The sequence below is a fragment of the Paenibacillus ihumii genome (assembly GCF_001403875.1).
Lineage (GTDB): Bacteria > Bacillota > Bacilli > Paenibacillales > Paenibacillaceae > Fontibacillus > Fontibacillus ihumii.
In genome coordinates, this window is the sequence record NZ_LN884299.1 from 269,578 (window position 1) to 296,422 (window position 26,845).

Annotated in this window: 27 protein-coding genes; 9 read left to right on the forward strand and 18 right to left on the reverse strand. The window is 52.0% G+C overall.

What is annotated here, in order from left to right:
- Window positions 1-13: 13 nt before the first annotated feature.
- Window positions 14-436, reverse strand: coding sequence for an Rrf2 family transcriptional regulator (locus tag BN2762_RS09055; protein WP_055106699.1), 423 nt, complete (start codon window positions 434-436; stop codon window positions 14-16).
- Between the two features lie 169 nt (window positions 437-605).
- Here BN2762_RS09055 and BN2762_RS09060 point away from each other — a divergent pair, with 169 nt between their 5' ends.
- Window positions 606-1,097, forward strand: coding sequence for a CcdC family protein (locus BN2762_RS09060; RefSeq protein ID WP_055106700.1), 492 nt, complete (start codon window positions 606-608; stop codon window positions 1,095-1,097).
- A gap of 213 nt (window positions 1,098-1,310) precedes the next feature.
- Here BN2762_RS09060 and BN2762_RS09065 read toward each other — a convergent pair whose 3' ends face one another.
- The 4 genes from BN2762_RS09065 to BN2762_RS26840 all read right to left on the reverse strand — a co-directional run bounded on the left by BN2762_RS09065 (window position 1,311) and on the right by BN2762_RS26840 (window position 4,942).
- Window positions 1,311-2,468, reverse strand: coding sequence for an ABC transporter permease (locus BN2762_RS09065; protein WP_055106701.1), 1,158 nt, complete (start codon window positions 2,466-2,468; stop codon window positions 1,311-1,313).
- Window positions 2,461-3,681, reverse strand: coding sequence for an ABC transporter permease (locus BN2762_RS09070; protein WP_055106702.1), 1,221 nt, complete (start codon window positions 3,679-3,681; stop codon window positions 2,461-2,463). Before BN2762_RS09070 ends, BN2762_RS09065 begins: the two co-directional genes overlap by 8 nt.
- 13 nt (window positions 3,682-3,694) lie before the next feature.
- Entirely contained in the window at window positions 3,695-4,630 is a 936-nt protein-coding gene (locus tag BN2762_RS09075) for an ABC transporter ATP-binding protein (protein ID WP_055106703.1), read from the reverse strand.
- Between the two features lie 150 nt (window positions 4,631-4,780).
- On the reverse strand, window positions 4,781-4,942 hold the full coding sequence (locus BN2762_RS26840) for a hypothetical protein (RefSeq protein WP_222861048.1): 162 nt from the start codon (window positions 4,940-4,942) through the stop codon (window positions 4,781-4,783).
- Window positions 4,943-5,068: 126 nt separating this feature from the next.
- Here BN2762_RS26840 and BN2762_RS09080 point away from each other — a divergent pair, with 126 nt between their 5' ends.
- The gene (locus BN2762_RS09080; RefSeq protein ID WP_055106704.1) at window positions 5,069-6,226 is read left to right on the forward strand and encodes a sensor histidine kinase; all 1,158 of its coding nucleotides are present in this window, start codon (window positions 5,069-5,071) and stop codon (window positions 6,224-6,226) included.
- 24 nt (window positions 6,227-6,250) lie between these two features.
- Window positions 6,251-7,084, forward strand: coding sequence for a response regulator transcription factor (locus tag BN2762_RS09085; RefSeq protein WP_055106705.1), 834 nt, complete (start codon window positions 6,251-6,253; stop codon window positions 7,082-7,084).
- 65 nt (window positions 7,085-7,149) lie between these two features.
- Here BN2762_RS09085 and BN2762_RS09090 read toward each other — a convergent pair whose 3' ends face one another.
- The gene (locus BN2762_RS09090; protein ID WP_055106706.1) at window positions 7,150-7,383 is read right to left on the reverse strand and encodes a cold-shock protein; all 234 of its coding nucleotides are present in this window, start codon (window positions 7,381-7,383) and stop codon (window positions 7,150-7,152) included.
- 164 nt (window positions 7,384-7,547) lie between these two features.
- A complete protein-coding gene (locus tag BN2762_RS09095; RefSeq protein WP_009223993.1) occupies window positions 7,548-7,748 on the reverse strand; it encodes a cold-shock protein in 201 nt (66 codons plus the stop codon).
- Window positions 7,749-8,044: 296 nt separating this feature from the next.
- Here BN2762_RS09095 and BN2762_RS09100 point away from each other — a divergent pair, with 296 nt between their 5' ends.
- Window positions 8,045-8,824 (forward strand): TatD family hydrolase, encoded by a 780-nt coding sequence (locus BN2762_RS09100; RefSeq protein WP_055106707.1) that lies wholly within the window; start codon window positions 8,045-8,047, stop codon window positions 8,822-8,824.
- Window positions 8,825-8,854: 30 nt separating this feature from the next.
- Here the strand turns inward: BN2762_RS09100 and nfsA are convergent, their stop codons facing one another.
- Window positions 8,855-9,598 (reverse strand): oxygen-insensitive NADPH nitroreductase, encoded by a 744-nt coding sequence (nfsA, locus tag BN2762_RS09105; protein ID WP_055109870.1) that lies wholly within the window; start codon window positions 9,596-9,598, stop codon window positions 8,855-8,857.
- Between the two features lie 220 nt (window positions 9,599-9,818).
- Window positions 9,819-10,427: a LysE/ArgO family amino acid transporter gene (locus BN2762_RS09110; RefSeq protein ID WP_055106708.1), complete on the reverse strand. Its 609-nt coding sequence runs from the start codon at window positions 10,425-10,427 to the stop codon at window positions 9,819-9,821.
- Window positions 10,428-10,713: 286 nt separating this feature from the next.
- Here BN2762_RS09110 and BN2762_RS09115 point away from each other — a divergent pair, with 286 nt between their 5' ends.
- Together BN2762_RS09115 and BN2762_RS09120 are read left to right on the forward strand one after the other, a co-directional pair.
- Window positions 10,714-12,165 carry an aminotransferase-like domain-containing protein gene (locus BN2762_RS09115; protein ID WP_055106709.1) on the forward strand — a complete coding sequence of 484 codons (1,452 nt, stop codon included), beginning with the start codon at window positions 10,714-10,716 and terminating at the stop codon, window positions 12,163-12,165.
- A gap of 95 nt (window positions 12,166-12,260) precedes the next feature.
- Complete coding sequence (locus BN2762_RS09120; protein WP_055106710.1) at window positions 12,261-12,920, forward strand: hypothetical protein; 660 nt, start codon at window positions 12,261-12,263, stop codon at window positions 12,918-12,920.
- A gap of 162 nt (window positions 12,921-13,082) precedes the next feature.
- Here BN2762_RS09120 and copZ read toward each other — a convergent pair whose 3' ends face one another.
- From copZ to BN2762_RS09135, 3 genes are all read right to left on the reverse strand, one after another.
- Window positions 13,083-13,283 (reverse strand): copper chaperone CopZ, encoded by a 201-nt coding sequence (gene copZ, locus BN2762_RS09125; protein WP_074048605.1) that lies wholly within the window; start codon window positions 13,281-13,283, stop codon window positions 13,083-13,085.
- 101 nt (window positions 13,284-13,384) lie between these two features.
- On the reverse strand, window positions 13,385-13,735 hold the full coding sequence (locus BN2762_RS09130; RefSeq protein WP_083484831.1) for a metal-sensitive transcriptional regulator: 351 nt from the start codon (window positions 13,733-13,735) through the stop codon (window positions 13,385-13,387).
- A 182-nt stretch (window positions 13,736-13,917) separates the two neighbouring features.
- Window positions 13,918-14,205, reverse strand: a complete 288-nt coding sequence (locus BN2762_RS09135; protein ID WP_055106711.1) for a DUF6809 family protein — start codon at window positions 14,203-14,205, stop codon at window positions 13,918-13,920.
- A gap of 218 nt (window positions 14,206-14,423) precedes the next feature.
- Between BN2762_RS09135 and BN2762_RS09140 the strand changes: the two genes are divergently transcribed.
- Complete coding sequence (locus tag BN2762_RS09140; RefSeq protein ID WP_230202465.1) at window positions 14,424-14,669, forward strand: helix-turn-helix domain-containing protein; 246 nt, start codon at window positions 14,424-14,426, stop codon at window positions 14,667-14,669.
- Between the two features lie 1,317 nt (window positions 14,670-15,986).
- On the opposite strand, the gene qoxD is transcribed toward BN2762_RS09140, so the two are convergent.
- The 5 genes from qoxD to BN2762_RS09165 form a co-directional block, all read right to left on the reverse strand.
- On the reverse strand, window positions 15,987-16,271 hold the full coding sequence (gene qoxD, locus BN2762_RS09145) for a cytochrome aa3 quinol oxidase subunit IV (RefSeq protein WP_055106713.1): 285 nt from the start codon (window positions 16,269-16,271) through the stop codon (window positions 15,987-15,989).
- Between the two features lies 1 nt (window position 16,272).
- On the reverse strand, window positions 16,273-16,869 hold the full coding sequence (locus BN2762_RS09150) for a cytochrome c oxidase subunit 3 (RefSeq protein ID WP_055106714.1): 597 nt from the start codon (window positions 16,867-16,869) through the stop codon (window positions 16,273-16,275).
- The gene (gene qoxB / locus BN2762_RS09155; protein ID WP_055106715.1) at window positions 16,866-18,809 is read right to left on the reverse strand and encodes a cytochrome aa3 quinol oxidase subunit I; all 1,944 of its coding nucleotides are present in this window, start codon (window positions 18,807-18,809) and stop codon (window positions 16,866-16,868) included. The genes BN2762_RS09150 and qoxB overlap by 4 nt, the downstream gene beginning before the upstream one ends.
- A gap of 86 nt (window positions 18,810-18,895) precedes the next feature.
- A complete protein-coding gene (gene qoxA, locus BN2762_RS09160; protein ID WP_055106716.1) occupies window positions 18,896-19,843 on the reverse strand; it encodes a cytochrome aa3 quinol oxidase subunit II in 948 nt (315 codons plus the stop codon).
- Window positions 19,844-21,480: 1,637 nt separating this feature from the next.
- Window positions 21,481-22,458 (reverse strand): diaminopimelate dehydrogenase, encoded by a 978-nt coding sequence (locus BN2762_RS09165; RefSeq protein ID WP_055106717.1) that lies wholly within the window; start codon window positions 22,456-22,458, stop codon window positions 21,481-21,483.
- A 263-nt stretch (window positions 22,459-22,721) separates the two neighbouring features.
- On the opposite strand from BN2762_RS09165, the gene BN2762_RS09170 reads away from it, so the two are divergent.
- Together BN2762_RS09170 and BN2762_RS09175 are read left to right on the forward strand one after the other, a co-directional pair.
- Window positions 22,722-24,635 carry a copper resistance CopC/CopD family protein gene (locus tag BN2762_RS09170; protein WP_074048606.1) on the forward strand — a complete coding sequence of 638 codons (1,914 nt, stop codon included), beginning with the start codon at window positions 22,722-22,724 and terminating at the stop codon, window positions 24,633-24,635.
- A gap of 47 nt (window positions 24,636-24,682) precedes the next feature.
- Entirely contained in the window at window positions 24,683-25,477 is a 795-nt protein-coding gene (locus BN2762_RS09175) for a YcnI family copper-binding membrane protein (protein WP_055106719.1), read from the forward strand.
- Between the two features lie 130 nt (window positions 25,478-25,607).
- Here the strand turns inward: BN2762_RS09175 and BN2762_RS09180 are convergent, their stop codons facing one another.
- On the reverse strand, window positions 25,608-26,843 hold the full coding sequence (locus tag BN2762_RS09180; protein ID WP_055106720.1) for an SLC45 family MFS transporter: 1,236 nt from the start codon (window positions 26,841-26,843) through the stop codon (window positions 25,608-25,610).
- Window positions 26,844-26,845: the final 2 nt, after the last annotated feature.

A 26,845-nucleotide genomic window follows, 5' to 3' on the forward strand; every position in this document is an offset into this window, starting at 1 on the left:
TTTGATTAAATTTCTAGACTCGCAGCTCCAGAAGTAAATCCTTCACTCGGGATACCTGGATTCCGTCAAAATACCGTTCAAGCTGATCCTCTCCCCCGGCAAAAATCCGATCCATCACCTCATGCATCTTCGAGGATACCTGACAGGGCGATTCCTCGCTGCCCGAGCACCAGCCGGGCTGCAGGGAGCCCCTGGCGAACAGGCGATACAAATCGCCAAGGCTGATGGCATTCAAATCGGCGCTGAGCAAGTAGCCGCCGCCCACTCCTTCCTTCGTCGCCACATACCCTTGCTTCCTTAGCAGGCTCAGCACCTTGCGGACACGGGCAGGGTGCGTCGCTACGCTCGCCGCGATTTTCTCGCTGTTGGCGATACAGTCCGCATTCATGTGAAGAAAAAGAAGGCAATGCAGGGCAACCGTAAACTCGCTGTTCATTTTCCTTTCCCCTTTCCGTCATATCCTTGAAACATTAAGCCAATGATTTAGCGAGCCTTCCGCCCATTTTTATTTTCTGCATGTGATTTATGTTATAATGGTCTCGCCATCACCTGTCATGAATAGCCATTTTGCATAAAACTACACATGTTCAAGAAAGGGACATTTCATGAATGTAATCATTCCTTCTTATATGCAGGTTTTTGTAACTGTTGGAGCCATCGTCATGGCTGTACTTGCGTTATTCATCCGGTTAAAGGCGAGCCGCAGGCCAGTAACGATCAAGAAGATCATTATCCCGCCGCTCGGCATGACTACGGGCTTCGGCATGTTCATCGTTCCCGATATGCACATCCCGGTACTATGGGGCGTAATCGCCTTTGCCGTTGGCTGGCTGTTCTTCTCTTATCCGCTGAACCGCAGCACCCAGTTCGAATTGATCGACGGCGAAGTTTACGCCAAACGCTCTCGCGGCTTTGCCTATATCCTGATTGGCTTGCTTGCGCTGAGGCTCGTCCTGCATGAGGTCGTGGAGCAATACATCTCGGTGCTCCAGACAGGCTCCGTATTTTTCCTGCTGGCTTACGGGATGATTCTTCGCTGGCGGCTGTTCATGCTGAAGGAATACCGCCGCATTACAGGACAGCTTCATGCGGACTAATCCCAAAGCGTAAGCTTGCTTCCAACATATTAAATTTTATAGAGGGTTGCAATCTTTTTCCACTACATTTTATTGTTGCCCTATTCATACGACAAACAGGTTATCCAGATGACGACGCTCGTCAACCGGATAACCTGTTTTTATATGCCATCTAGCGTTAGATAGCGATGGATAGAGCTAAATGCAATAGCAGCAGTTAAACTGCCGGCTCCCTTATCCCCTTGCCTGCCCTTCGCTGGGACGAAGTATCGCCGAGCCGATAATCAGCAGGACGAAAGCCATAAGCGCGAGAATAAGCAGCGGGATGCCGATCCCTCCCAGACTGCTCCCGGAGGAGAGCTGCTCGACGGCCTGAATCGCCCATTTCTGCGGGACGAAATTAGCCGCCTTCTGCATGTATTCCGGCATGAAGGAGAGCGGCCAGAAGCAGCCTCCGATCATGCAGGTCGGGGTAATGATCAAGTTGTTCAGCATCCCGGCGTTCTGCGGATTGCGGATCAATCCGGCCGCGGCGCTCGCGATGCCCATGGCGACGAGCATGAAGGTGGCCAGCACGATGAAGTGCAGATGCAGCGGGATTCCTGCGTCATAGCGCAGCACCCAGCGGCTGAGCAGGAGCACGACCGCAATCTGTATGATGCCGACGAAGAAGCTCCCGAGAAAATTGCCCGCGGCGATCTCCCATGCCCTGACCGGGGCGCTAAAGATGCGGGCCAGCGTCCGCTTGCTGCGGTCTTCGACGATTTGCGTCACCGAGCTGCTGATCAGGCTCATCAGGAACATCAGCGTAAAGCCTGTAACTGTGCTAAGCCCCTTTCTCGGATAGAGGCGCAAATCCTCGCTAACAGCGGTTACGCGATGCATCCCCGTCTCGCGGAGCACATCGCCCAGAGCGGTGCCGCTCGGCCCGTCCTCTCCGGCAGCCGCCTTCACCAGCCCAGCGGAAGATGCCAGCCCCCGCGCGAGCCCCTCCAGGCTAATGCGAAGGGTAAAGGTCGCTTCGTTCGTCATCAAATCATAGACCAGAAGCTTGGGGACGCCTCCGGAGCGGACACCCTCGGTGAACCCGGCTGGGATGGTAAAGCCTACTGCCGCTTTTTTGGACAGCAGCGCTTCCTTCATCTCCGCCTCATCCTCATATTGCTGCAGAGCATAGCCTGGCTTGCCTGCCAGCTCCTCCAGCAAGAATGCGCTCGCCATGCCCTGATCCCGGTCCACGTATGCGATTTGCTGCAGCGTCATCTCTTCCCGCCCCAACAGGGCAATTACGAGAGCGATAACAACGCAAGGCAGCAGAATATAGCCCAGTATCCCTTTCCGGGTGCCGATCGTCCGTCTGATGACATTCCAGGCAATCGTCAAGCTACTCATGATAACCCACCTTCCGATATGAAACGATGCCAGCCGCGAGAAGCAGCAAGCAGCATAGGCCAAGCATCGCTACGTACTTCATCACTTCATCAGGACCTTCCCCGAGCATTAAACGCAGGATGGCCTGGAGCGCCCAATGGTTCACCGTGAATTCGCCCATGCGCTGAATCAGCTCGATCGGCAGCGGCTGAAAGCCCCCGCTTAGAAATGTCATGATCACGATAACCGTCACGACGACGGATCGGGCAACCGTAGCTGAGCCGGACAGCAGAGTAATAATTATGGCCAGCATCATGGAGGCGGTGATGACAAGCACGCAAATCAAGACGAGCAGCCCCAGGTGACGCCCCCAATCCACGCCGTAAAACCACGTCGTTCCGCCAATGATGACAACAGCCTGCAAAAAAGCGACCAAGCTGTTCCCGGCGATTTTTCCCAAAAAGATCTCCAGCGTGCTCACAGGCATCGCATTTAACCTGTACAGCGTCTTGGTGCGCTTCTCCTCAGACAGGCTGATGCTGGCCGATAGACTGGAATACAGCAGGAACATGATCAGCATGGAGGCTGCGTAATATTGAAAAGAAGAGTACGTCTCGCCGCGTGCATTCAAGGAAGCCGTCTCCACGTATGAGGTCTCCGGGGAGCCTACCGCCCCCCTTCCCCCCATGGATTCCATGGCTCCCATCGCCTCTACAGCAGCCTTCGGCCCCAAAGCGATGATTGCAGCCTGCACCCGGTTCACTTCATCCAGGTAAGCCTGAAATACCATCGTGGCAGCTTGATTTTTCATGCTGTCTTTACCGGGGATCAGCTCCCACGTGGCTGCCTTCCCCGCCATGACCCGCTCCTCGAAGTCAGCCGGAATGACCACGGCAAAATCCGCGTTCCCCTGAATCAGCGCCCTGACCGCATCATCACGGCTCCCTATGCTCTCAGTCTGCAGACGCTGGCTGATTTCCGGAGCATCTAAAAATTCCCGGAGTCCAAAGCCGGCTCCAAGCTCCCTCTGCCCGGCAGTTCCCTCGGTCTTCGGCTCTACGATTATAACCTTGGCCTGCTCTACCGCAGCCTCCCCGCCATCCGTGAAATTACCTGACAGGGCATTGCCCAATATGAAAATAAGCACCATCGGCAGCAAAAATAAATTCAGCACCACAGCGCGCGTCCGGGTGAGCATCCGCAGCTCGAACCAAGCAATAGTCCATAGCTTCACAGCATATCCCCTCCTAATCCCGCAGCGTACGCCCGGTCAGATTGAGGAACAGCGTCTCCAGCGTCGGCTGCTCGCATACGACGGAATGGATCACGGCGTCATGCTTGGCGCAAATATACAGAATATCCTGCAGCTCGTTCTGCGAGGACGGCGTGTAGAGCTCAAGCCCGTTCCCGGTCTCCTTGATGCGGGTGATCCGCGGATGCTGCTTCAGCTCGGCCAATACCGCTTCACCTATGCCGGAAGCGGCCATGACGATTTTCTCTTCGCCGGCTACCCGCTCCCTGAGCTCCTGCTCTGTTCCGCAGGCAATAACATGTCCTTGGTCGACAATGGCTACCCTGTCGCAGAGGGAGGCCACCTCCTCCATGTAATGGCTGGTATAGATTACTGTAGAGCCCATGCGGTTCAGCTCCCGTACCGATTCCAAAATATGATTGCGCGATTGGGGATCGATGCCCACTGTCGGCTCATCCATAATGATCAGCTTCGGGCGGTGCACGATCGAGCAGGCGATATTGAGGCGCCGTTTCATCCCGCCGGAGAACGTATCCGGCCGATGCTTGGCCCGCTCCTCCAGGCCGACAAACCGCAGCGCCTCCTTTACCCGTTCCTTTAGCTCGCCTCCCCGCAGCCCGTACAATCGGCCGAAGAAGGCTACATTATCCGCGGCAGGCATATTTTCGTACAATGCAAGATCCTGCGGAACGAGCCCGATCCTCCTTTTCACCTCCAGGGGCCGTTCCTTGATATCGATCCCGTCGACCGTAATGCTCCCCTGATCCATTGACAGCAGACCAACGATCATATTGATGGTCGTGCTTTTCCCTGCCCCGTTCGGGCCAAGCAGCCCGAATATTTCTCCGGCCTCGATGGCCAGGCTCAAATGATCAACGGACAATTTGTCCCCGTATCTTTTTACCGCGTTGTTCACTACCACAAAAGACATTCTGTCTTCGCCCTCCCACGTATCAGTGCTTCTGCTTCTGTATCCATTGTAGCAGGCTGCCCCTTCCGCGTAAGGTAACGATGGTCACCCGTTTAAAGTGACGAAAGTCACCTCTTTCTGATACTGATACTGATGCTGTTGCTGTTGTTCTTACTCTTGCCCTTGCCCTTGCCCTTGCCCTTGCCCTTGCCCTTGCTCTTGCTCTTGCTCTTGCTCTTGCTCCTGCTCTTGCTCTTGCTCTTGCTCCTGCTCTTGCTCTTGCTCTTGCTCCTGCTCTTGCTCAAGCACTTGCCCCTGCCCCAGCACTTGCACCTGCTCTTGCTATTGCCCTGATCTTGCGCTTCTACGCTTTTGGATTTTTGCACTTTTGCAGGCCCGTTACCGGCAAGGGATTATGCTATAATAAGTGCATCTTATTTAAGGCAAAGGGGGAGAACGATGGAGAGGCCGCTGCTTCTTCCCTTAATGTACGGGATGATTTTGTTTCCGGGATTTTTTCATATTTTCCTGCTGCAAAATTCCCTTTACGACCGGTATGTCATCCACATTCTGGCCTTGTTCACTTTAGCGGTGCTGGGGCGCTTCTTGAAAGACCGCATCCAAATAACGGCATGGGGCCTTCTGCTTATCGCCGCCTCAGCCTGGCTCTGCCATGCCTATGGCGGCCTGGTAAGCCTGGCGGCTCTATCGCCCGTTTTTGTCTATGCGGCTCTGCCTGGCAGGCTTATTCGGATCCAACTGCTTGCGCTTCACTTCGGGGCGGTCTACTTCGCCATGCTGTCCCAGCCGCTAAGCTGGAGGATCGGCATTCTGCTGATTTTACTGTTTATGGCTGCCGCCCTCGCCTATCTCCAACAGGCCATCACCAACAAGAACACCGTCCAGCAAATGTACGATGACCTGCGCAGGCGGTATTACGAGCTGGATGAGTCTCATCGCACCCTGCTGCTATTCAGCAGACAGGTGGAAGGAGCGGCTCAGGCCGAGGAACGGACAAGGATCTCCCGGGAGCTCCACGACGATCTGGGGCATCGCCTGATCCGGGCCAAAATGATGATGGAGGCTGCGCTGCATGTGGTTCCGGCCGATCCCGACAAGGGAATGGCACTGCTGGGACAAATTCGGGACCAGCTCTCCGCCGGGCTTGATGAGCTGCGTTCCACAGTACGCCGGTTAAAGCCGCCCTCCGAGGTGACGGGAATCCAGGCGCTGGGCATGATGCTGGAGGAAATCGGCAGGGAGCACGGCATCCGGACGTCTCTGACCGTGGAGGGGCAGCCTTACCCCCTATATCCGAGTCTGGAAATCATTATGTATAAAAATGCACGCGAAGCCATTACCAATGCGCTGAAGCATGGCCGGCCCGGGGCCGTCGAGATCCGCCTAGTCTACGCGGAAGGCGAAATCCGCATGTCCGTCAGCAACGACGGAGCTGTACCGCCCCCCTACTGGAATAACAGCAGAACTGCCGGCTTAGGAGTATCGGGGATGAGAGAACGCTGCCAGGTCGCGGGAGGAAGGCTTGAAATTGAGGTGGAGCCCTGCTTTACGGTAACGACACGGCTCCCTGTAACACACCAGGAGAAAGTCCTATAATCAGGCGGGAGTGAATGTGAAGCTATGACGATTACGACAGCGAACGCAAACGCAGATACGGATTTAAGGGTATTGATCGTTGATGATGATCCTTTTATACGGGAAAGCTTATCCCTGCTCATTGGCATGGATCCTCAGATTGAAGTCGCGGGTACGGCCCGCCATGGGCTGGAGGCTGTAAATCTGCTGCAAAGCGGCGAGGTGCCTCTGCCGGATGTGGTGCTGATGGACATTCGCATGCCGGAATGCGACGGCGTGGAAGGGACGAAGCGGATCAAAGCCATGTTCCCGCAGATCTCCGTCCTCATCCTGACCACCTTCGACGACGATGAGTTCATTATTGAGGCCCTCAAGAGCGGGGCCAGCGGTTATCTGCTCAAGAACATCCCGCCGAGCCGGATTATCCAGGGAATCCGAACCGTGCATAGCGGCAGCATGCTCATCCATCCCGATATCGCCCGCAAGCTGACCGGCCTGCTCCGCGTTCCGGAGGAGGCTGCAGCAGCGAACGCTGGAATGGATGCGGGGAGAGCATCAGCGGGACAAGAGGCGAAGACTCAACCGGGGTGCTCCGAGCCGGGGCAGGGATCGGGATCGGACGGGACATCCCTTGACGGCTCCGCCTCGCATGAGAGCTTGGTGCAGAGCAAGCTAAGAGCCGCTGGACTGACCTCCGCCGAGCAGAATGTCGTAGCGCTGATTGCCGAAGGCATGTCCAACAAGGAGATTGCCCAGAAGCTGTTCCTTAGCGAGGGCACCGTCAAAAATTACGTTACCGATATTCTTGCCAAGCTCCAGGTTCGCGACCGCACGCAGATCGCGATTCTCTATTGGAGGAATGATCATCAGCAAATGTAGCGGATTTAAACACAAAAACAGCTGTAGCTCCAACGGAGTACAGCTGCTTCGTTATGGGTCGATGACTAACTGTCGATTTTCACGCCTTTAGGCAGCGACTTCTGATCTAAATTCGTATTTACCAGCTGGGGGAGCATGCGCATCCCCTTCTCCATCTCAGAGGAACACAGAGGACATACCGGAGTGTAATCAAACGCAAAATTATCCCTCATCCATCCGTTGCAGCTCTCGCTCGTACAAGACCATACCGGCGTGTTCTCCTCAGGAATTTCTTCTAACGTTTTTTTACGGTAATTCATGTTTTCCCTCCTTGGGTTATAGGGGTAAATTTATATTGGGAAACTCTGGCCCCTTAAACAAGAAAAACGTCTATCGACGTAATTTCTTCGTGGACAGACCGCTTTTGACATCTTTAACAGAACTGCCCTTAACGGCGGTTCCGTTAAGAGCAGTTTAGCCTGTATTAAAGTTTGACTACGTTTTCGGCTTGCGGGCCGCGGTTGCCTTGAACAACGTTGAATTGTACACGTTGGCCTTCGTCCAGCGTCTTGAAGCCTTCGCCGGTAATTGCGCTGAAATGTACGAATACGTCATTTCCGCCTTCAACTTCGATAAAGCCGAAGCCCTTCTCAGCGTTAAACCATTTTACTGTTCCAGTTTCCATTTGAGGTACCTCCTAGAAATATTAACATGTTCATTTTTACATAAAAAAATTCACACATTGAAAAAAGCTCCATCTCAAAAGGTGACACTCTTTTCAACGTGTGAATATCTGTACTGCATCACTTTAATCAACTATGGTTTATTATACTCCTCCCTTAGGAAAAAAGCAAATGAACTGTAAAAATACGGCAGGATGCCGGTCTAAAACTATAATAAGGCAAGCCGCTATGCCGCCTTTGTCTGGAGGACAGGGGCCTGCTGGCGGCCGGCAAACGGATAAGAAGGGAAGGCCTGAACATGATCGATGCCCATATTCACCTGGATCAATACAAGAATGCAGAGATTGAGCGTCTAATGAAAAATATGCGAGGCTCCGGCGTAGAGGGACTTGTGACCGTATCCACGAACCTGGAATCCTCCATCGCTAACCTGGCTCTCGCCGAGCGTTATCCGGGGATCGTTCATCCGGCCTTCGGCTACCATCCGGAGAATCCCCTGCCGACAGAGGAGGAGGCCGCCCGGCTGCTATCCTGGATGGAACGCAGGGCTAAGCGGATGATCGCCGTTGGGGAAATCGGCCTCCCTTACTATCTCCGCCGGCAATGGGCCAAGGAAGGCCGCTGCCTCGATTTGAACGCCTATGTACAGCTGCTGGAGCGGTTCCTCAGCTTCGCCGAACGGCATGACAAGCCCGTCGTTCTCCATGCGGTCTACGAGGATGCCGACCTCGTTTGCGATATTTTGGAGCGTTACCCTATTCGGAAGGCCCATTTCCACTGGTTCAAAGGCTCCCGGCACACGGTGGAAAAGATGGCCGAGCGCGGCTATTACATCTCATTCACCCCAGATCTGCTGTATGAACCGGAAATCATCGAGCTCGCCCGCAGCTATCCCGCCGATCAGGTGATGGCGGAGACAGACGGCCCCTGGCCTTTCGAAGGGCCGTTTGCAGGGCAGCTTACCCAGCCGCCAATGGTGCTGGAAATCGCTGAAGCCTGGGGCGCCATTCAGGGCATCGCTCCAGAGGAGGCGCGCCGCCGTCTCCGCAACAATACGAGGCGTTTCTATGGCATATGAGGAGCGAGCGAGTCCCTTGGAGCAGATCTCTTATTTCGTGCCAAAGCCCCGTTCCCGCAAAAAGGAGGCCATATGCATTCGCGAGGGCTGGGCGAGCTTGTCTGCCATCAGCTCCGACCATGGCGTGTCCTTAGCTCCGCCGGTTCTTTCGCGCAGATAGGCCGACATGATCTCGTCATATCGTGCGACCTGCTTCTCCGCAGTGGAGGCATCATAGCCGTTCCAATGCAGAACCGCCTCCTGCGGCAGCCTCGGCCGAAGAATCGGCTGTTGATCCGGATAGCCGATGCACATGCCGAAGACGGGATAGACGAGCTCAGGCACGCCGAGCAGACGGGCAGCTTCGGCAATCTGATTGCGGATGCCGCCGATATACACGATGCCAAGCCCCATGGATTCCGCGGCGATCGCTGCGTTCTGGGCCGCCAGGGCAGCATCCACAGTAGCTACAATCAAATTTTCCATCGAGCCTTCGTAGGTTTCTTGTCCGGGCCGATGCTTGTGCGCGGCGGCTTTCAATCTGGACAAATCGGCACACCATACCAAAAATACGGGACAGCTGTATACATACGCCTGATTCCCGCTCAGACGGGACAGCTCCTCTTTAAGCTTCTTCTCGGTCACGGCGATCACGCTGTAAGCCTGGACATGGCTTGAAGACGAAGCAGCCTGTCCGGCTGCAACAATCGTTTCGACCTGCTCGCGCGTTAGCGCCTCGTCCTTAAATTTGCGGATAGAACGGTGACCCAGCAGCAAGGCGACCGTCTCATTCACGGATTTTATAGCTTCCGAATGATTGTTATTATGCATCGCTTTGTTCTCTCCTTTTCTAACTAGGCTTTAGGTGCTCCTGCTTTAGATGCTCTCTGTTATTGGTGCTCCTGTTTCAGATGCTTCCTGCTTTTGGTGCTCCTGCTTCAGATGCTCCCTGCTTTTGGTGCTCCTGCTCCAGATGCTCCCTGCCTCATCTCCTCTAATCCCCTGAAATCACCTCTTATAATAACTGGATAATAATATATCCCGCCATGGCCCAAACGATGAGCGCCGACAGCTTATTAATATAACGCAGCACCCTGCCGCTTCGATCCATGCCGCCAATCAGCCGACCCGCCCAGCACAGCCCCAGGAACCAGATCCACGATACGGCGACGGCCGCCCCGGCAAACAGCGCTTTATCCAGCCCTTCAAAGCGGAGCGAGCTCGTACCGATCACACCGACCGTATCCATGATGGCGTGAGGATTCAGGAGCGATACGGATAGAGCGAACACCATTTGTTTACCCGCCGGAAGGCTGGCTTCACCAGCCGCAGGCAGATCGGGACGGCTTCGCCAGATCGACCAGCCCATGTACAGCATGAAGAGGGCGCCGACAATGAACAGCATGATTTTCAACCAGGATATCGTCAGAACGATAAGAGAGACCCCCGCAACGGCCAGGACAATCAACAGCGTATCGCATAGAGCTGCCGTGATGACCGCTGGCAGCGCGTGCCGAAATTTGCGGTGTCCCGCTCCCTGATTAAATACGAAAACATTCTGCACGCCAAGCGGCAGGATCAAGCCGATGGCCAGTACAAATCCATAAATCATTGCTTCCCACATCCTACGATTCCTCCGTTTTCTGCAAATCCTGCTGTTTTCATTGTAAGCAAAAAGGATTGACTTTGGCTCCAGCCATTTGGATGGATTACAAACCAACCAAATTATATAATAGAATGATACAAGTTTTGAATGGTACCCTGCGCACCCGCTTCTCCCGATTGGGGAGGATTAAGTCGGGGAGTACTTGAGAGTTACTTGAGAGTTACTTGAGAGTTACTTGAGAGCTTCTTGAGAGCTTCTTGAGAGTTACTTGAGAGTTACTTGAGAGTTACTTGGGAGGATGATTATGGAGCAACCCCATTGGCAGCCCAGCCGACAATCGGCTGCACCGCTGCATGTTCAAATCATGCAATATATCCGGGACAAAATCGCCGGCGGCGAATGGCCCGTAGGCACCCGAATTCCCTCGCAGCGCAAGCTGGCTGAGGCCTTCAAGGTGAACCGCAGCACGGTCGTGACTGCCCTGGAGGAACTTGCGGCCGCCGGGATGCTGGAGGGCTGCAGAGGCGGCGGAACCCGGGTGGTCAACCATACCTGGGGCGCGCTTGCCGCCAAGCCTCCGACGAACTGGGACGACTACGTCAAGTCCGGTATACACCGGCCTAATCTGCCCGCCGTCCAGGAGATCAACCGCGCCGAGTTCCACCCCGGCATCGTCCGGCTCGGAACTGGCGAGCTGTCGCCCGAGCTGCTTCCGCACCGGGAGATGAGCAGCGTGCTTCACCGCGTCGCGGATCGGACTCCCTCGCTCGGATACGGGGAGCCGATGGGAGATCCGCAGCTTCGCGAGCTGCTCGCGGCCCGGCTCCGGAAGCTCGGCATCGCGGCCTCTCCCGCTTCCGTGCTCGTCGTCTCCGGGGCGCTTCAGGCGCTGCAGCTCATTTCCGTCGGATTGCTTGAGCAGGGGTCGGCTGTACTGGTAGAGCGCCCCTCCTATCTGTACTCCGTTCCCGTCTTTCAATCCGCGGGCATGAAGCTGCGCGGGGTCCCGATGGACGAGGAAGGATTGCGGGCGGATCTGGTCGGCGCATACGCGAGACAATACAGCGCATCTTTGCTGTATACCATTCCGACGTTCCATAACCCGTCGGGGACGCTGATGACCGAGCAGCGCCGCAGGCAGCTGATGGACGCCATCGAAGCCGAAGGCCTGCCGGTCATTGAAGACGATGTGTATCGCGATTTATGGCTGGACGAGCCTTCTCCCCGTCCGCTCAAAGCCCGGGATACAGCCGGAAACATCCTCTATCTCGGCAGCCTGTCCAAGACGGTCAGCCCCGGGCTTCGCATCGGCTGGATCGCCGGACCGCAGCCCGTGCTGGAGCGCCTTGCCGACATTAAGATGCAGAGCGACTACGGCTCCAGCACGTTGTCCCAGCAAGCGGCAGCCGAATGGCTTGGCAGCGGATGGTATGAGCAGCATATGGAGCGGGTTCGCGATCAGCTGAAGGCGCGGCGAGCCATCATGCTGGGCTGTCTGGACAAGCATTTTTCTGATATCGCAAGCTGGAATGCGCCTCCCGGGGGCTTTTACATTTGGCTCAAGCTGCACTCGCAGCTCCCTGCGAGAACGCTGTTCGATCAGGCGCTCCGCCGGAACATTCTCATCAATCCTGGCCATCTGTACGATCGGGACGCGAATCAATATATACGCCTCTCGTACGCCTATGCCTCTCTGAAAGACATGGAGCAGAGTCTTGCCCAGTTAGCAGAGATCATTAAGTCCATTTCTTCCTGAGCTTTAATATTCAAAATGGACTCATGCTAAATTATTCCAGATTCCAAGCAACTATTTCGATGGGGAAGCCGTTTTATAGTTAGGAGGGGTCATATATGCACACCAGACGGATTTTACGAAGCTTCACCTGCTTCATTGTCTTATTCCTGCTGCTTACAGGGTGTAAGAATACAGAGGTTCTTAGCGGCAAACCAGGCACTCAGCCACCTGCCGCCGTCGATCCGCTCCAGGAGCCTGCTGACAGCAGCGCTGGAGCAGGGAACAGCTCTGCGGGAACAGGGCTTGACGATACGGAAGCTGTGGAACCGGAATCGGGTCAGGAGCTGGCTTCGCCTGCAGAGATCGATGGCAGCGCGGGACAGCTCTACGGCCTGGCGTTCGAAGCGATGATGCCTATCGATAAAGGCTTGAATGCGGGTATGGAATATATTGCGATCGACTTTAGCGTTCTGTCGCATCTAACGGAAGAAGATAAACAGTTTATTGAGCAGTATATGGGCAAGTTTTCCGTCCCGGTCAAGGAGGCCACCCTCGAGCAGCTCATGGAAAGCGAGGAAGACAGCTTCCATGAGAATGGCATGGCTCTGAAAGGAGTGCTGCTCCAAATCGAAAAGGTTGAAATTAACGAGGACAGCGCCATCATTGAAGGCATGAAATACAAATCAGGAAAAGGCGCCATCGGCATAAACATCAAGCTGAGTTTGGAGAATGGTGCGTGGAAGGTTGTCGAGACAGCCGACACCTGGATTAGCTGAACGGAGCATCTGACCTCTTTCCTGCAGGTTAGAGAATCATTCCGAGCGGCTAGAAATGGGAAATTGCTGTTAGCCAATGCTGTTCTTATAAAAAAACTGCCCGGGATCACAAGATTTCTTGTATTCCCGGGCAGACTCTTTTTCACTTCTAAATTTACCTTCTTATGCCACGTCGTAACCCTGATCCTCGATGGCTTCCTTGATTGCCTCTACGCTGAGCTTGCTCTCGTCATAGCTGACCGTGACGCTTTTGGCGGACAAATCGACCTTAGCGCTTGCTCCCAGCTCGGATAGCGCGCCCTCGATCGAGTTCACGCAATGATTGCAGGACATTCCTTCAACGTTTAATGTAACAGTTTGCAATGTTAATTCCTCCTCTTAAATTTTTGCTTGATCAAACATTCGGATCCTTTGCCGAAAATTTCACTTCTGCCTGTCTATATCCTTAGCATTCTTATTTACCCTTATTTCATTAGCTTATTGACCGTAATCAAGAGCTCATCCACGACTTCCGGCTCTCCGGCCTGAATTCGCTCAATGACACAGCTCTTCATATGGCCCTCCAGCAGCAGCCGCCCAACGCTGTTCAGAGCCGACTGCACAGCCGCAATTTGGTTAAGCACGTCATCGCAGTACGTATCCTTGTCGATCATGCCCTTTATACCGCGTATTTGTCCTTCAATCCGATTGAGGCGCCGGGTCAAATTGTTCTTCATCTCATCGGAATGATGACTGCGTCTTTCAGTGGAAGCCAAGCTCTCTGCAGAGCAAGCGTCATCTTCGCAATGATGCCCGTTCTCTCTTGTCTCAGCCATGCGGCTATCACTCCTTTCCCTGTAAGCTTATTTTATCATACCCCTATAGGGTATGTAAAATGCATTTGTTTGGTCTTTTTGTGGAACCCTGGATTTTTCTTCCTAAGCACTAGGTTGAAATATGCCTTATAAAATTCATTACATCGTATTAAGTCTCATTTATTAATTTAAGAACGGATCCATCAACTACTTACTAGCTCATTTCGTGCTGTATATAATTCTGTCATCATTAGTGCTCCAAGTTGAAATCCATGGATAAAAGCAGCTGTGGAATGGATTGAGCCGGATTTGCTTCGCAAATCTAGTAATTCTTCAAGCTGACTGAATTCTGTTGCTGATAACTTCTTCTCCAATATCTTCATGGCTTCAGATATTTTTCGGTTTAAAGCACGATATTCAGGGTCAATTGGCACTATCGTTTCTTCAGGGCGAATATCTCCACAATATAACGCTTCTAAAATACTTCTCATTTTCCTCTTCCCTTCATCTAAATTCCTGTTCCTTGAAAGAAAGACTGACACATGATAGATTAAATGTGCAGTCAGCCCTTCAGGCTCGTGGAGGAAGTAGCCAGTTCTTTGATAAGGATGCGCCGCTTCATTTTACTCACGATTATCCTTCTTCTCAAAAAAATCTACATTGTTTAGTCAAATCAAAATTGCATGAATTTAAATAGTGACTTATAGTCATGGTCAAGGAGCTGTTTATGTTAAATCGAGAAATTTTTGCGGAGCGTTTTAAAAATTTACGGCTTGAAAAGTCAATCTCACAGCAAGACATTGCCGCTTCTTTAGGAGTTGACAGATCCATTGTTAGTCATTGGGAAAGAGGAACGCGGATCCCTAGTCTAGATATTGCTTATGCTCTGGCTGATTATTTTGACGTAAGCCTTGATTACCTTGTAGGACGCTCTGATGACTCTACTTACCACTAAGGGAAACGCCCTGAAAGTATGTTGGTTAGAAAAACAGGATTTGGACAAATAAATATCCAAAAAGAAATAGACCTCTCACGATTTATTTATGGTCGATAAAAATCCCTACAATAAATAAAGGGATCAACGATTCTCTCTTTCTATTCTTGTATCAGACTCAGACACATTCACTATTTCACGGTTCCTATCCGTTTCCTTATGTAAGTTTCTCCAAGGTACTGAAAGAACGACCGCTTTAAGACGGAGAGACGGATTTTGTATGCAAAAAAAGCTCTTCCTGCTTATAATTTAAGTGGGAGGAGCTTTCAAAGCTTATCAGTGTTTGTTTAATTTATAATGGTTTGTCAATCTTGTTGTTTGAGTTTTAAACTCTTAACTATTTTCCATTCACAAAGATCTTTCGGTAAATTATTTGTAGTATACTCAGCTTTTGGCGTCCCCTTATTAGGCCAGCTTCCATAATTTTGATCGGATCAAGAACTTCCTTCTCTTTCTTCAAGTACAATTTGAAGTTGGACGCTTCTCTTGCAGCTGCGCTTTGCTCTGTGTTAGTCTTAACCTTCGTGCGTAAGTCACCTTTCCCTTACTCAATCCACCGCATCTTTTCCATATTTATTCGGAAATGCTCATTCCAATCTGCCCCAAACACAGGATTCTTATTACTCGTATTCGGTGGATTCGGAGTCTCCTTAGGCATTGCCGCTTGATTTATATTGCTAGATCCAGGCTTTTTTAAGTTTAAGCTCAGATCCACCACGTCCTATGTACGGAACCTCTCTAGAATTATGAGTGTAACCGGTAAAGAGTTCATTTAATGACACCCCCGCACCTTCTGCATTGTAACTCGTATAAATAGTAGCTAAACCGCCCCCTACTTTTATTCCGTATTTTCTTTCATTTCCCTTACTATATCATCATATCTCTGCTTCTCTGCAACACGCTTCGCCAAATCTTCAGTTAATTCATCCGGCCAATTTAACGACGCTTGTACTTCTAGAATTATTCGATTAGTGTCTTCATGTGCTTTCAAGAAGTACCTAGGAGGTTTCCAACGTCTTCTCACATCCTCAGGAACCTGATGGAGGCTTGGAACATGTTGTTCGACTCTCTCAACACGTTGTGAACGAGATCTAATGGGCTGTACGAATATTGCATCTGGCGAGCGCTTGTCGTCATCTTGCCTAAGATCCACTTTATGTAGTAAGGTGTCTTTCTTCTTGTATCTAAAAAAATCACCCTGACCCCAGGCTTACGCCTTTGGATCAGAGTGATTGTTATTTCTATATAAGTCTAGCTTTATCCAACTTGCCTATCCGCTTATTGATATCCCCAGATCATCGTAAACAGAGTACCGAAAATCGTCACCAAACCTACGAACAGCGCGTACCCGATATTCGTATAAAGCGATGTCTTCGAGCCCGTCTCGCCGATGTGCATGAATACGAACAGCTGAACTGACATTTGAATGATCGCGCAAACGAGCAGAACCGTCATTTGCATCCCGAAGGACATATCGAAGAACAGAACGGTCAGCGCAACGACCGAAAGGATCAGCGAAGAGACATATCCCATGACGTGTTGAAGCGGGAACAGTTTTTTCATGTCACATCAATCCTTTCAAATATACAAAGCTGAAGATGAAAATCCAGACAACATCAAGGAAATGCCAGTACAACGAGAAGATGAACGACTTGTTCGCCGTATCCGGCGTAAACCCTTCACGCTTCATCTGCAGCATCAGCCCGCCGCCCCATACCAATCCGAGCGTCACGTGCGCCCCATGGAGGCCAAGCAGCGTGAATAGACTGGACATGAATGCGTTTGTCTGCAGCGTTGCGCCTTCGTGTACATACGTCACGAATTCAAAGATCTCGACGCCCAGGAAGCCCAGGCCAAGCAGCAAGGTTACTGCAAAGAATCCCATCGTCGCTTTCATCAAGCCTTGCCGCATGCTGTTGATCGCCAGACCGATCGTGAAGCTGCTCGTCAGGAGCAGGAAGGTCTCGATCAGCACCGGACCGATTTCAAAAATCTCCTTGGCCGTTGGACCGTTGCCGATCCGGTTCCACAAGGTGAAATATACGGCGAAGAGCGTGGAGAACATGACGATCTCTGCTCCGAGAAATACCCAGAAGCCAAAGATGCGGTTTTTGTTCTCTTCCGTGCTGTATTCCAGCGGTACTGAATGATCTATTTTCATACCTGTTCACCCCGCAATCGTTGTTCGGTCGCCACAACTTCCTTCGCAGGAATATAATGTCCGTGATCGCGTTCAAAGGATCTGACTATCATCATTATGAAGATACCCAAGGCGCCGATTACCGCCCCTACCCACCAGCTAAATACCATGAAAAATCCGAAGAACATGAAGATCGCACCGAGAATGAACGGCTGCCCGCTGTTGTTAGGCATATGAATGTCGCTGTATTCCCCGGTATACAGGGATTTGCCGGACTTCTTCGCAAACCAAAACGCATCGCGTCCCTTAATTTCAGGCATGCGCGCAAAGTTGTAATGAGGGATCGGGCTTGGTGTGCTCCACTCCAAGGTCCGTGCATTCCATGGATCGCCGTTCGTCTCTCTAGGCGCATAGCGGAAGCTCCAGTAAATGTTGTATACGAGCACCGCGAAGCCAATGGCCAGGCCGATGGAACCGATTGAAGCAATCAGGTTCAGCGGACCGAAGCCCGTCTCGGCGGAATACGTGTACATCCGGCGCGTCATCCCCTTGAGTCCCAGGAAGAAGAGCGGCAGGAACGTTACATTAAAGCTCGGTACAATGATCCAGAAGGCGAGCTTGCCTTGCTTGTCGTTCAAGCGGAAGCCGAACAATTTCGGGAACCAGTAGTACATTCCCGCAAGCACCCCGAAGACCGTACCCGGAATCAATACGTAGTGGAAGTGAGCTACCAGGAACATCGTGTTATGGTATTGGTAGTCCGCACTTGCCATCGCCAGCATAACGCCGGTCACGCCGCCGATGGTAAAGATCGGAATGAATGCGAGGGCATACAGCATCGGCGTCGTAAATTCAATGCGGCCTTTCTGCATCGTGAACAGCCAGTTGAATATTTTGATCCCGGTCGGAATGGCTATCGCCATCGTCGTCACGGAGAAGAAGCCGTTAACCATCGCGCCGTGTCCCATCGTATAGAAGTGGTGAGCCCACACGACGAAGGACAGAAGCGAGATGATGACCATACTGAATACCATCGATTTATAACCGTACAGATTTTTGCGTGAAAATGTCGAGATGACTTCACTAAAGATACCGAATGCGGGCAGAATAACGATGTATACCTCTGGATGCCCCCATACCCAGAACAGGTTGGCCCAGAGCATATCCATCCCGCCGTTGGCCATCGTGAAGAACTGCGAGCCGAACTGGCGGTCCAGCATCATCAGCAGCAGCGCGATCGTCAATACCGGGAACGCGAACACGATGATGACGGAAGTGACCAGAATCGACCACGTAAACATCGGCATACGCATTAAGGTCATGCCTGGGGCACGCATTTTGAGAATGGTTACGATGAAGTTAACCCCAGTCATGAGCGTACCCAGCCCGGCAATTTGCAGTGCAATGGAGTAATAGTTATTGCCTACCGTCGGGCTGAACTCGATGCTTGACAGCGGGAAGTAAGCTGTCCAGCCGGCATCCGGCGAGCCGCCGATGACGAACGAGATGTTGAACAGCATCGCTCCGGCGAAGAACAGCCAGAAGCTGACGGCATTCAACCGCGGGAACGCCACGTCCCGTGCTCCGATTTGCAGAGGAACCACGACGTTCATCAAGCCGATAATAAACGGCATTGCCATGAAGAGGATCATGATGACCCCGTGCGTCGTAAAGATTTCGTTATAGTGCTGGCTATCCAGAAGTCCGTTCTCTGGGATAGCAAGCTGCGCACGCATCAGGAGGCCGTCTACGCCGCCCCGGAACAGCATGATGAGCGCGGAAATGATATACATGATACCGATTTTTTTATGATCAACGGTCGTTAACCATTCACGCCACAGGTAGCCCCATTTCTTAAAATAGGTAAGCCCGACAACAATGGCGATAGACACCACGACAATACTGACCATCGCGCCGTAAATCATCGGTTCGCCTGTGACGAAAAATTCGTCCCATTTCATTTAGCTTACTCCTTTCCAAATCTTAGTTGCCTTGCGAGCTTTCTTCTGCTCGATTTATTACTTGCGAGCTCCCGGCTCTCGCTCAATTAATGATTGTGCCCCGAGTGATCCATCTCTGCGCTTCCGTTGCCATCGGTCTCAAGCGGATCCATTTGGAACTGATCGAGCTCCGATTTCGCGGCAGAGTCGCCGTGGTTATGTCCGGCATGCTCCCCCTCAGGAGGCGGCATGAACGTCAGATGTGTGGATGTGTATGTTTTTCTGCCGACATGCTTCGTATCAAGCAAGCTCTGGAATTCATCCGGTGTTAAATCGGAAGCCGTACTTTTGACTTCCTCCACCCATTTGTCATACTCCTTCTGGTTCATAGCCAGCACCTCGAAGTCCATGTGGGCAAAGCCTTCACCGGAGAAGTTTGCATTCTTGCCCATAAAGGAGCCCTCATGCTCGGCAACGAGATTCAGCTTCGTCACCATGTCGCTCATCGCGTATTTCTGGCCGCCCAGCTGCGGCACCCAGAAGCTTGTGATCGGGCCGTATGCATACAGGCGGAACTCGACAGGACGGTGAGTCGGGATATTTACATAGTTGACCGTTTCAATTCCTTCCTCCGGATAACTGAAATGCCATTTCCAGTTGGAGGAAGCTGCGTAAATAATCATTGGTTCTTGATCCTGATAATCCTTAGGAACAGCTTCAACTGCATTCGTACTGCGAATCGTAACTACCGAAAGAATGATAACGATAATTAGCGGGAACGCCGTCCAGGTAATTTCAAGCCAGGTCTTTCCTTCGTCATGCGGCGGCTCGTAGTCCGGAGCAGCTTTGGATGCTCGATATTTAGTAAGCATGTAAACATAAAGCACGTAAACGACAAGCAGTATAAACGCCATCGTGATGATGGAGAATATAATGACGTCGGATTGAGTTTTGGCTACAGGTCCTTTCGGATCCAATACCGTCAAAGTATTGCAGCCGGACAGGAAGACAAGCAGCGCTGAAAATGCAATTAACAGCAGCCCTCTTCTTTTCATAGATTCCGTTACCCCTTTCTAAGCAGTAAGTTTTCACGAGGTTGCTACAGCGTGATAAAGTGTCACGTGAGAACTTAGCATTACATCTATGAACAATGTTAGGATTCACTAAAAACAAAAACAAACCATAGAGAAAGGCAATTATGTAATATATTTACAATTAAATGAAAATACACTGCTTTTCCCTCCCCCTCAAAACTCGATATTCGGCCGTATTCGTTCAAAAAACGCCAAATTCGGCGATTTTGATAATTGTTCACAATGACCCTTTGCAGCCCCCGAGTTCGCAGAATTGTCATAATAGTCCGAGGACTTTGTAACTAAAATCACATACATTTTGAGTCTCGTCAACTCCCTGGGGCTATTACAAAGCTTGCTAAGTAGCTTAATCTGTTGGTTGTTTTGTTGGTTGTTTTGTTGGTTGTTTTGTTGGTTGTTTTGTTGGTTGTTTTGTTGGTTGTTCTGTTGGTTATTAGGCGCGTCAGGATGTGCCTTTGGGGACTGTGTGGTTGAGTATTTAGTTCTCCTCCGGGAGGATACGGGCTTGGGGGGTGTGGGCTATGAATGTTTGAAGTGTGCATAGGGTGCGAGCTGTGCATACGTGAGTGCGGAGTTCGGACTGCGGAGGGTACGATTTGTGCATGCGTGAGTGTGGAGTTGGGACTATGGACGAAGGTGAACAAGTGCATCGATTGTAGAAATAGCCCAGGATCAACTTTTCGTGGCAAAGGAGTTGCTGAGAGCCAATAGTAGATTGGTTATTGCAAGTTACCGTGTAAGGTAGAGTTGGCTAGGGCGGTGCATAAGTTACTATGAGGTAAAGGTGGCTGGGGCGGTGCAAGGAGTCACTCCGAGGGAATGTAGTTGGAATGGCGCACGGAGTCACTTCGAGCTAATATTGCTAGGGCCACGCACAGAGTCACTTCGAGGGGAAGGTAGTTGGAATGGTGCACGGAATCACACGGAGTCACTTCGAACGAATAATTGCTTGGGCCGCGCACAGAGTCACTTTGAGGGGAAAATGTGATATGCGGTGGTCGCTATAGTTAGGATTGCTCCTCTTAGCGTTTGAAGTCTTGATAGTATCAGAGTAACTTCCCATCCTTACGGACAACAAATCCGCTATTTCGCGATTTACTCGATATTTTGCACTCTTACGGACACAGAAGACGTTATTTGACCCTAATCGCCTCATTTTAGCCCATTTTAGGAGCAATAGCGGAACCTGGGTCCGTTAGCACGCAAATTTCGGCGTTTTTGGGCAGATAGCGGAACTACGGTCCGTTAACCGATCCCTTCCACCAAAAAAAGCTACACCTTACGTTTTATTTAGCAAACTGCAGGGCGCTACTACCATCAACAACCCCAAAAACAAAGGCCACCCGGGAAATCCACTCTCCCAGGCGGCATTGTTTACCGTAAGGCCCGCTGCAGTTTCCTTACAAGCTCCTTGCAAGCTCTTTTGCAGTCTTTTTGCAGTCTTTTTGCAGTCTTTTTGCAGTCTTTTTGCAAGCCCCTTGCAAGCTCTTTACAATCTCCTTAAAGTCTCTTTGCAAGCCCCTTGCAGTTTCTCTTTGCAAGCCCCTTGCAGTCTCTTTGCAATTTCATTGCATTTCACTGCAACATTTATTGCAGTATTACAGCAGCTCTTTGCGAAGCTGTTCCGGCGATTTAGGCGACAACAGGCCAAACGGAATGTCGAATACCGTTCTTGCCCCGGATTCGCCAGCTTGAGACAGCTTGTAAGCTGCGCGGGCGTAGGCTACAAGCACACTTGCCGTAAATTCGGGATTGCTGTCGAGCTTCAGACCGAATTCGATGATTTGCGTGTTGTTCTCTCCCGTTCTGCCGCTTCTCAGCACATTTCCTCCGTGCGGCATGGCGGAGTGCTTTTCCTTCAGCTCTTCTTCGCTTATAAAATGCACCGTCGTATCGTAATCCGCAAAGTAATTCGGCATTTCCTTGATTTCCCGCTCGATCTGCGGCAGATCGGCTCCTTCTTCAGCAACCACATAGCATTCCCGGATATGCTTATCTCTGGTGGACAGCTCCGGGTTCTCCCCTTTGCGCACGCGATCTACTGCCGATTCAGCAGGAATCGTGTACTGCACGCCGCCCTTGACGCCATTGACGCGGCGAATCGCATCAGAATGCCCTTGGCTGACGCCTTTACCCCAGAAAGTATACTCCTTCCCTTCGGGAAGGATAGCTTGTCCGAGCAGACGGTTCAAAGAGAACAAGCCTGGATCCCAGCCGGTAGAGATAACGCTCACGTTTCCTCCCTTGGAAGCCGAAGCATTTACTTTCTCGAAATATTCCGGAATTTTGGCATGTGTGTCAAAGCTGTCCACCGTATTGAACATTGCGGCCAGCTCGGGCCCTTGCTGCGGAAGATCCGTGGCCGAACCCCCACAGAGAATCAACACGTCGATATCGCCCTTGTACTTCTCCAACTCGGAAATATGCACGACGCCGCTAGCCGCCGCCACCTCATCCGGGTTTCTTCTTGAAAAAATTGCGCGGAGCTCAAGATCCGGGTTTTGCTTGATTGCTTTTTCCACGCCGCGTCCTAGATTCCCATATCCTACGATACCCACTTTGATGTTCGATGCCACTTTACGTATCCTCCTTCAAAATTAGATCTTCATTATTTTATCTTACTATGGGTCATTTTTAAATCTTTAGCCTCATAAGTTAGGCATTACTCCACCCGTTATTATGCCTACACCGCAAGAAGTTTCACAAAAATGTCAATTTTTCCGTTTTCAGTACCCTAATATAGCCCGATGAGGTCATATTCACCCCGATTAAATCACTGTAAAATGAAGTTTATTGTGATATATGTCATTGCAAACTAAGAGAAGGAGTGATTTACGCATTGGAAAAACGCTATGCAGCCAGGGCGTTAACCGTTCTCTTGTTCTGCTGCCTCTTGTTCTCATCTCCTGCATCTGTATCCGCCCACGCCTACATTGTGGCATCATCCCCCGGAGAGAACGAAGTGCTGGAGGAAGCTCCCGCTTCGGTTAGCATTACCTTTAACGAGCCCATCGAAAACGCCTTTCATTCTCTTCAAGTCACGGACCCCTCGGGCCAGCAGGCTGTCATTGGAGAGTCCAGGATCGATGATGCGAATCCGGCCAGGTTAATCGCGGACCTGCGGCCAGAGCTACCGGAAGGAATTTATACCGTGAATTACAAAGTGCTGTCGAGCGATGGCCATGCGATTACCGGTACGTTTCCTTTTATCATCGGGGATGCCGCAGCCAAGCATAACCTCCCTGCATTCAACGAATTTGGCAGCGGCGGGACAGACGATTGGCCAGGTGCAGGCCTTCTTATCGTTCGCTGGCTCCAATATAGCGGCTTGGCCATATATATGGGCGTGCTTCTCTTTCATTTGTTTCTTTTGCCGCGCCGCAGCCTAGGAGTCTTTGCGACCGTGCCGATGGATGGCAAAGCTCCATTCGACGGTTCAGCTCACCCGGAGAATGCGGAGTCATTGAAGAATATAGCTCCATTAGGTGGTTCAGCTCCCTCGAAGAATGTGGCTCCCTTGGGAGATGCCTCGCCAAGCGATAGCAAAGACAAGGCTCGCTCTGATCAGCTTCAATCCGCCAGGCTTCGGAAGCACCTGGAGGGCTTTGCCAAATCATCAGTTTGGCAGCGAAGCCAAAGGCTCCTCCTTCTTTCCCTTCTCCTGACAGCAGCAGGAATCGGGCTCAGTCTGCCGCAGCAAACGGCAATCGATGCCGGGGTCCCGTGGAGCCAAGCATGGAGTCCGGCGCTGATCAACGAAACGCTAAGCCACACTTCGTTCGGAAAAGCCTGGATTGCCGAAATGGCGTTGCTTCTCCTGCTGACGGGACTCACCGCGGTATTCGCTGCTTTTGCCGGCAAACAAAGACGCTTTGCAGCAAGTTGGACGGCCGCAGCGGCACTCCTTGCCAGCCTTGGCATTCTGCTCGCCAAATCGTTTATCGGCCACGCAGCCGCAGCAAGCGGAAGAAGCATGGCCATCGCCATGAACTTTCTGCATCAGGCGTCCTCCTTCTTATGGCTGGGAGGCTTGCTCGCGCTCGCTTTTCTCCTTCCTGCTGCTGCGGGACCACTGCGAAATGATCCCGACGCTAAACGGGGAGTATACTGGGAGACGATTCGGCGCTTCTCCATGCTTGCCGCGGGCTGCGTCACGGTTCTGCTCTGTTCGGGCCTATACGCCAGCCTGCTCCATGTACCGACATGGCATGCCCTGCTGTATAGCAATTACGGCCAGATCCTGCTCGCGAAGGCCGGCCTTACGCTGGTCATGCTGGCTTTTGGCTTCTCCGCCTTCCTGCGCGGCCGCACACAATCCCGCCCTCTGGGCACGGGAGTCTGGATCGAATTTGCTGCCGGATTGATTGTACTCATCTTGGCTGCCATCCTGTCGAACATGCCAACGGCCCTGGCCAGCCCGGGTCCGATCCAATTAAAGGCAGCGACCGCAGACGGCTACCATATTACAGTGGGTGTGACGCCAAATACCGTCGGTGAAAACCGTTTTGAAGTTACCGTGCTGGATCCTGAACAAAATCCGCTGGACAGCATCGAGCAAATTACACTCACCCTGACCTCCCGTGATATGGACATGGGAGCGATCGAGCTTACGCTTCCTGGAGATGGCACCGCTCCGTTAAACGGCACGGCGCTAGTGACGAGGGGCGGAAGCTGGAGGCTTAACGTTCACGTCCTGCTCTCATCCCTGGACACAATCGACAAGAGCTTTACGTTTCAAGTCGGCACCAGGTAAGCCGTGATTACCTTGAATATAATTTTTGAAAGGAGATTTTTAAACGTATGAGAAAAAAGCTTCCATCCCTTACCGCCATATGGGCTAAGTCAATGGCTCTGATTCCCGCTGTGGCCGCAAGCCTGCTGCTGTTCACCGGCATCGCCAGCGCGCATGTCACCGTGAGTCCGGCCTCGACGGCTCCAGGAGCCTGGGAGACCTACACGATCAAGGTTCCCGTTGAGAAAGATATCCCTACGGTCAAGGTGGCCCTGAAAATTCCGGAAGGCCTCGATTTCAAGCAATATCGCGCCATCCCGGACTGGAAGGTAGAGCTCACAAAGGACAGCGCGGAGAGAATTACTGTTGTCACCTGGACGGCAGAGGGCGAAGGCATTTTGCCCGGTGAGTTCCAGCAGTTCGATTTCGTGGCCAAAAATCCGGGCAGCGATGCCGAATTAGCCTGGGATGCTTTTCAATACTATAGCGATGGCAGCATAGTCGAATGGACGGGCGACGAAGGCAGCGAGAAGCCGCATTCCATCACCGTGGTCACCTCAAGCACGGATGCGGATTCGGCCTCAGCGAGCGCAAGCCACTCACACGGTCATGACAACGGCCATGAGAGCGATCAGGCAGGCAACAGCGCCGGCCATGAAGGGAATTCTTCCGTAGAGGGCACCGATCAAAACAGCGGTACGGAAGCCGCCGCCGAGACCGCCGCTGCACCCGTATCGGAGCTGGAAGCGGCTGAGAACGGAAGCCCTATTGGGACATGGACGATCATCCTGGCTTCCGCCGCACTGGTCATCTCGCTTATTGCCTTAGGCCTTACGATTCGCGGTACGAAGAAATCCGCCTGATTCCGTAATTCCCGCCAGCCAAAAAAACTCGGACACGATCGCCGATAGGCGAAAGTGCCGAGTTTTTTATTTTAGCATCATAAATAAATCTGAGCTTAGCTATGCTTAAAAGTTCTTAATATGAATCAGCCTACGGCAGCGCCGATGGAGCCTGATCGATAGAGCCCTTGCCGGCCGATCGGTTCTCGGACTTGGCGCCGATCAAGCATAGCGACGCCAACAGCATGCCGAGCGAAGCGCTGACGAATAGCGCCGGATATCCAAACAAGTCGATGATCCAGCCAAGCATGGGCGGAGAACTGATAGCCGCAAGCGAGGAGACGAAGTAATAAATGCCGGTTCGCGTACCGATGCTCTCCTCCCGTCCCGTCGCTACGATCCACGGATAGGAGTTAATATTGATGCAGGCCCAGAACAACCCGCCGATGATCAGCATGGCTCGAAGCAGCCATACGGACTGAACGAAGACGAGCGAGCCGAAGATCACGAACAGGCCCAACACGCCGATCGTGATGATTCTCTTCTTGCCGAACTTTGCGCCAAGCCAGCCGCTGGGCAGCGCGAACGCCAGAAAAGCCAGCGAGAAGAACGTCAAGGAGAAGGCGGCTTCGTTATCGCTCATGCCGATGTATTTTGTCCCGTAAAGTGTAAATAGAGCCTCGACTCCCTGATAAGCGACGAACCAGAAAAAGATCGCTCCCAGAATGAACAAGGTCGTAGGATCAAGCTGCTCTCTGATCCTTACCGGATTGCGGGTCTCCTCTTCTGCCCGGAACGGATTGCTGCTGCCATCCCCATATCCCGTCAGAAGTACCGGCTCTTTGATGACGCTCTTCAAGATAACCATGGAGGTCAGCATAATCAGCCCTGCACACAAAAACGGCAAATAAGGAGCCAGCTTATACAGCGGCGAACCGATCCCAAAAGCCAGAATGGAGCCCAGCCCTCCCATGAAATTGATAATTCCATTGGCTTTGGTACGCTTGTTCTCCGGTGTAATATCCGGCATCAGCGCCACGGTGGGAGAACGGAAGATACTCATGGACAGGTTCATCAGCACCATAAAAATAACCAGGGTCACAAACCCCGTATGTAAAGGAATCAACGTGGCAAACACGGCGCCAAGCGGCATGCCGATGAGCAGATAAGGCATCCGCCTTCCATACTTGCTGCGCGTCTTGTCGCTGCGGTGGCCGATCCACGGCTGCAGGAACATGGCAAAATAATTATCGATCGTCATCATGAATCCGATCATGGCCGCGCTTTTTAAATAGTTGTCCAAAAAGAGCGGTACAAACGCATTATATAAAGCCCACGTTATGCTAATGCTGAAAAAGCCGAGACCAAGCAGCCACGTTCGTCTCATCC

Excerpts from the sequence above, each read along its gene's own strand:
- BN2762_RS09065 (WP_055106701.1), bottom strand. The coding sequence starts at position 2,468 with ATGAGTAGCTTGACGATTGCCTGGAATGTCATCAGACGGACGATCGGC.
- BN2762_RS09060 (WP_055106700.1), top strand. The coding sequence starts at position 606 with ATGAATGTAATCATTCCTTCTTATATGCAGGTTTTTGTAACTGTTGGA.
- BN2762_RS09090 (WP_055106706.1), bottom strand. The coding sequence starts at position 7,383 with ATGAATTACCGTAAAAAAACGTTAGAAGAAATTCCTGAGGAGAACACG.
- BN2762_RS09175 (WP_055106719.1), top strand. The coding sequence starts at position 24,683 with ATGAGAAAAAAGCTTCCATCCCTTACCGCCATATGGGCTAAGTCAATG.
- BN2762_RS09115 (WP_055106709.1), top strand. The coding sequence starts at position 10,714 with ATGGAGCAACCCCATTGGCAGCCCAGCCGACAATCGGCTGCACCGCTG.
- BN2762_RS09055 (WP_055106699.1), bottom strand. The coding sequence starts at position 436 with ATGAACAGCGAGTTTACGGTTGCCCTGCATTGCCTTCTTTTTCTTCAC.
- BN2762_RS09135 (WP_055106711.1), bottom strand. The coding sequence starts at position 14,205 with ATGAGAAGTATTTTAGAAGCGTTATATTGTGGAGATATTCGCCCTGAA.
- qoxD (WP_055106713.1), bottom strand. The coding sequence starts at position 16,271 with ATGAAAAAACTGTTCCCGCTTCAACACGTCATGGGATATGTCTCTTCG.
- BN2762_RS09150 (WP_055106714.1), bottom strand. The coding sequence starts at position 16,869 with ATGAAAATAGATCATTCAGTACCGCTGGAATACAGCACGGAAGAGAAC.
- qoxB (WP_055106715.1), bottom strand. The coding sequence starts at position 18,809 with ATGAAATGGGACGAATTTTTCGTCACAGGCGAACCGATGATTTACGGC.
- qoxA (WP_055106716.1), bottom strand. The coding sequence starts at position 19,843 with ATGAAAAGAAGAGGGCTGCTGTTAATTGCATTTTCAGCGCTGCTTGTC.
- BN2762_RS09095 (WP_009223993.1), bottom strand. The coding sequence starts at position 7,748 with ATGGAAACTGGAACAGTAAAATGGTTTAACGCTGAGAAGGGCTTCGGC.
- BN2762_RS09120 (WP_055106710.1), top strand. The coding sequence starts at position 12,261 with ATGCACACCAGACGGATTTTACGAAGCTTCACCTGCTTCATTGTCTTA.
- BN2762_RS09100 (WP_055106707.1), top strand. The coding sequence starts at position 8,045 with ATGATCGATGCCCATATTCACCTGGATCAATACAAGAATGCAGAGATT.
- BN2762_RS09180 (WP_055106720.1), bottom strand. The coding sequence starts at position 26,843 with ATGAGACGAACGTGGCTGCTTGGTCTCGGCTTTTTCAGCATTAGCATA.
- BN2762_RS09075 (WP_055106703.1), bottom strand. The coding sequence starts at position 4,630 with ATGTCTTTTGTGGTAGTGAACAACGCGGTAAAAAGATACGGGGACAAA.
- BN2762_RS09110 (WP_055106708.1), bottom strand. The coding sequence starts at position 10,427 with ATGTGGGAAGCAATGATTTATGGATTTGTACTGGCCATCGGCTTGATC.
- BN2762_RS09085 (WP_055106705.1), top strand. The coding sequence starts at position 6,251 with ATGACGATTACGACAGCGAACGCAAACGCAGATACGGATTTAAGGGTA.
- BN2762_RS09130 (WP_083484831.1), bottom strand. The coding sequence starts at position 13,735 with ATGGCTGAGACAAGAGAGAACGGGCATCATTGCGAAGATGACGCTTGC.
- BN2762_RS09140 (WP_230202465.1), top strand. The coding sequence starts at position 14,424 with ATGGTCAAGGAGCTGTTTATGTTAAATCGAGAAATTTTTGCGGAGCGT.
- BN2762_RS09080 (WP_055106704.1), top strand. The coding sequence starts at position 5,069 with ATGGAGAGGCCGCTGCTTCTTCCCTTAATGTACGGGATGATTTTGTTT.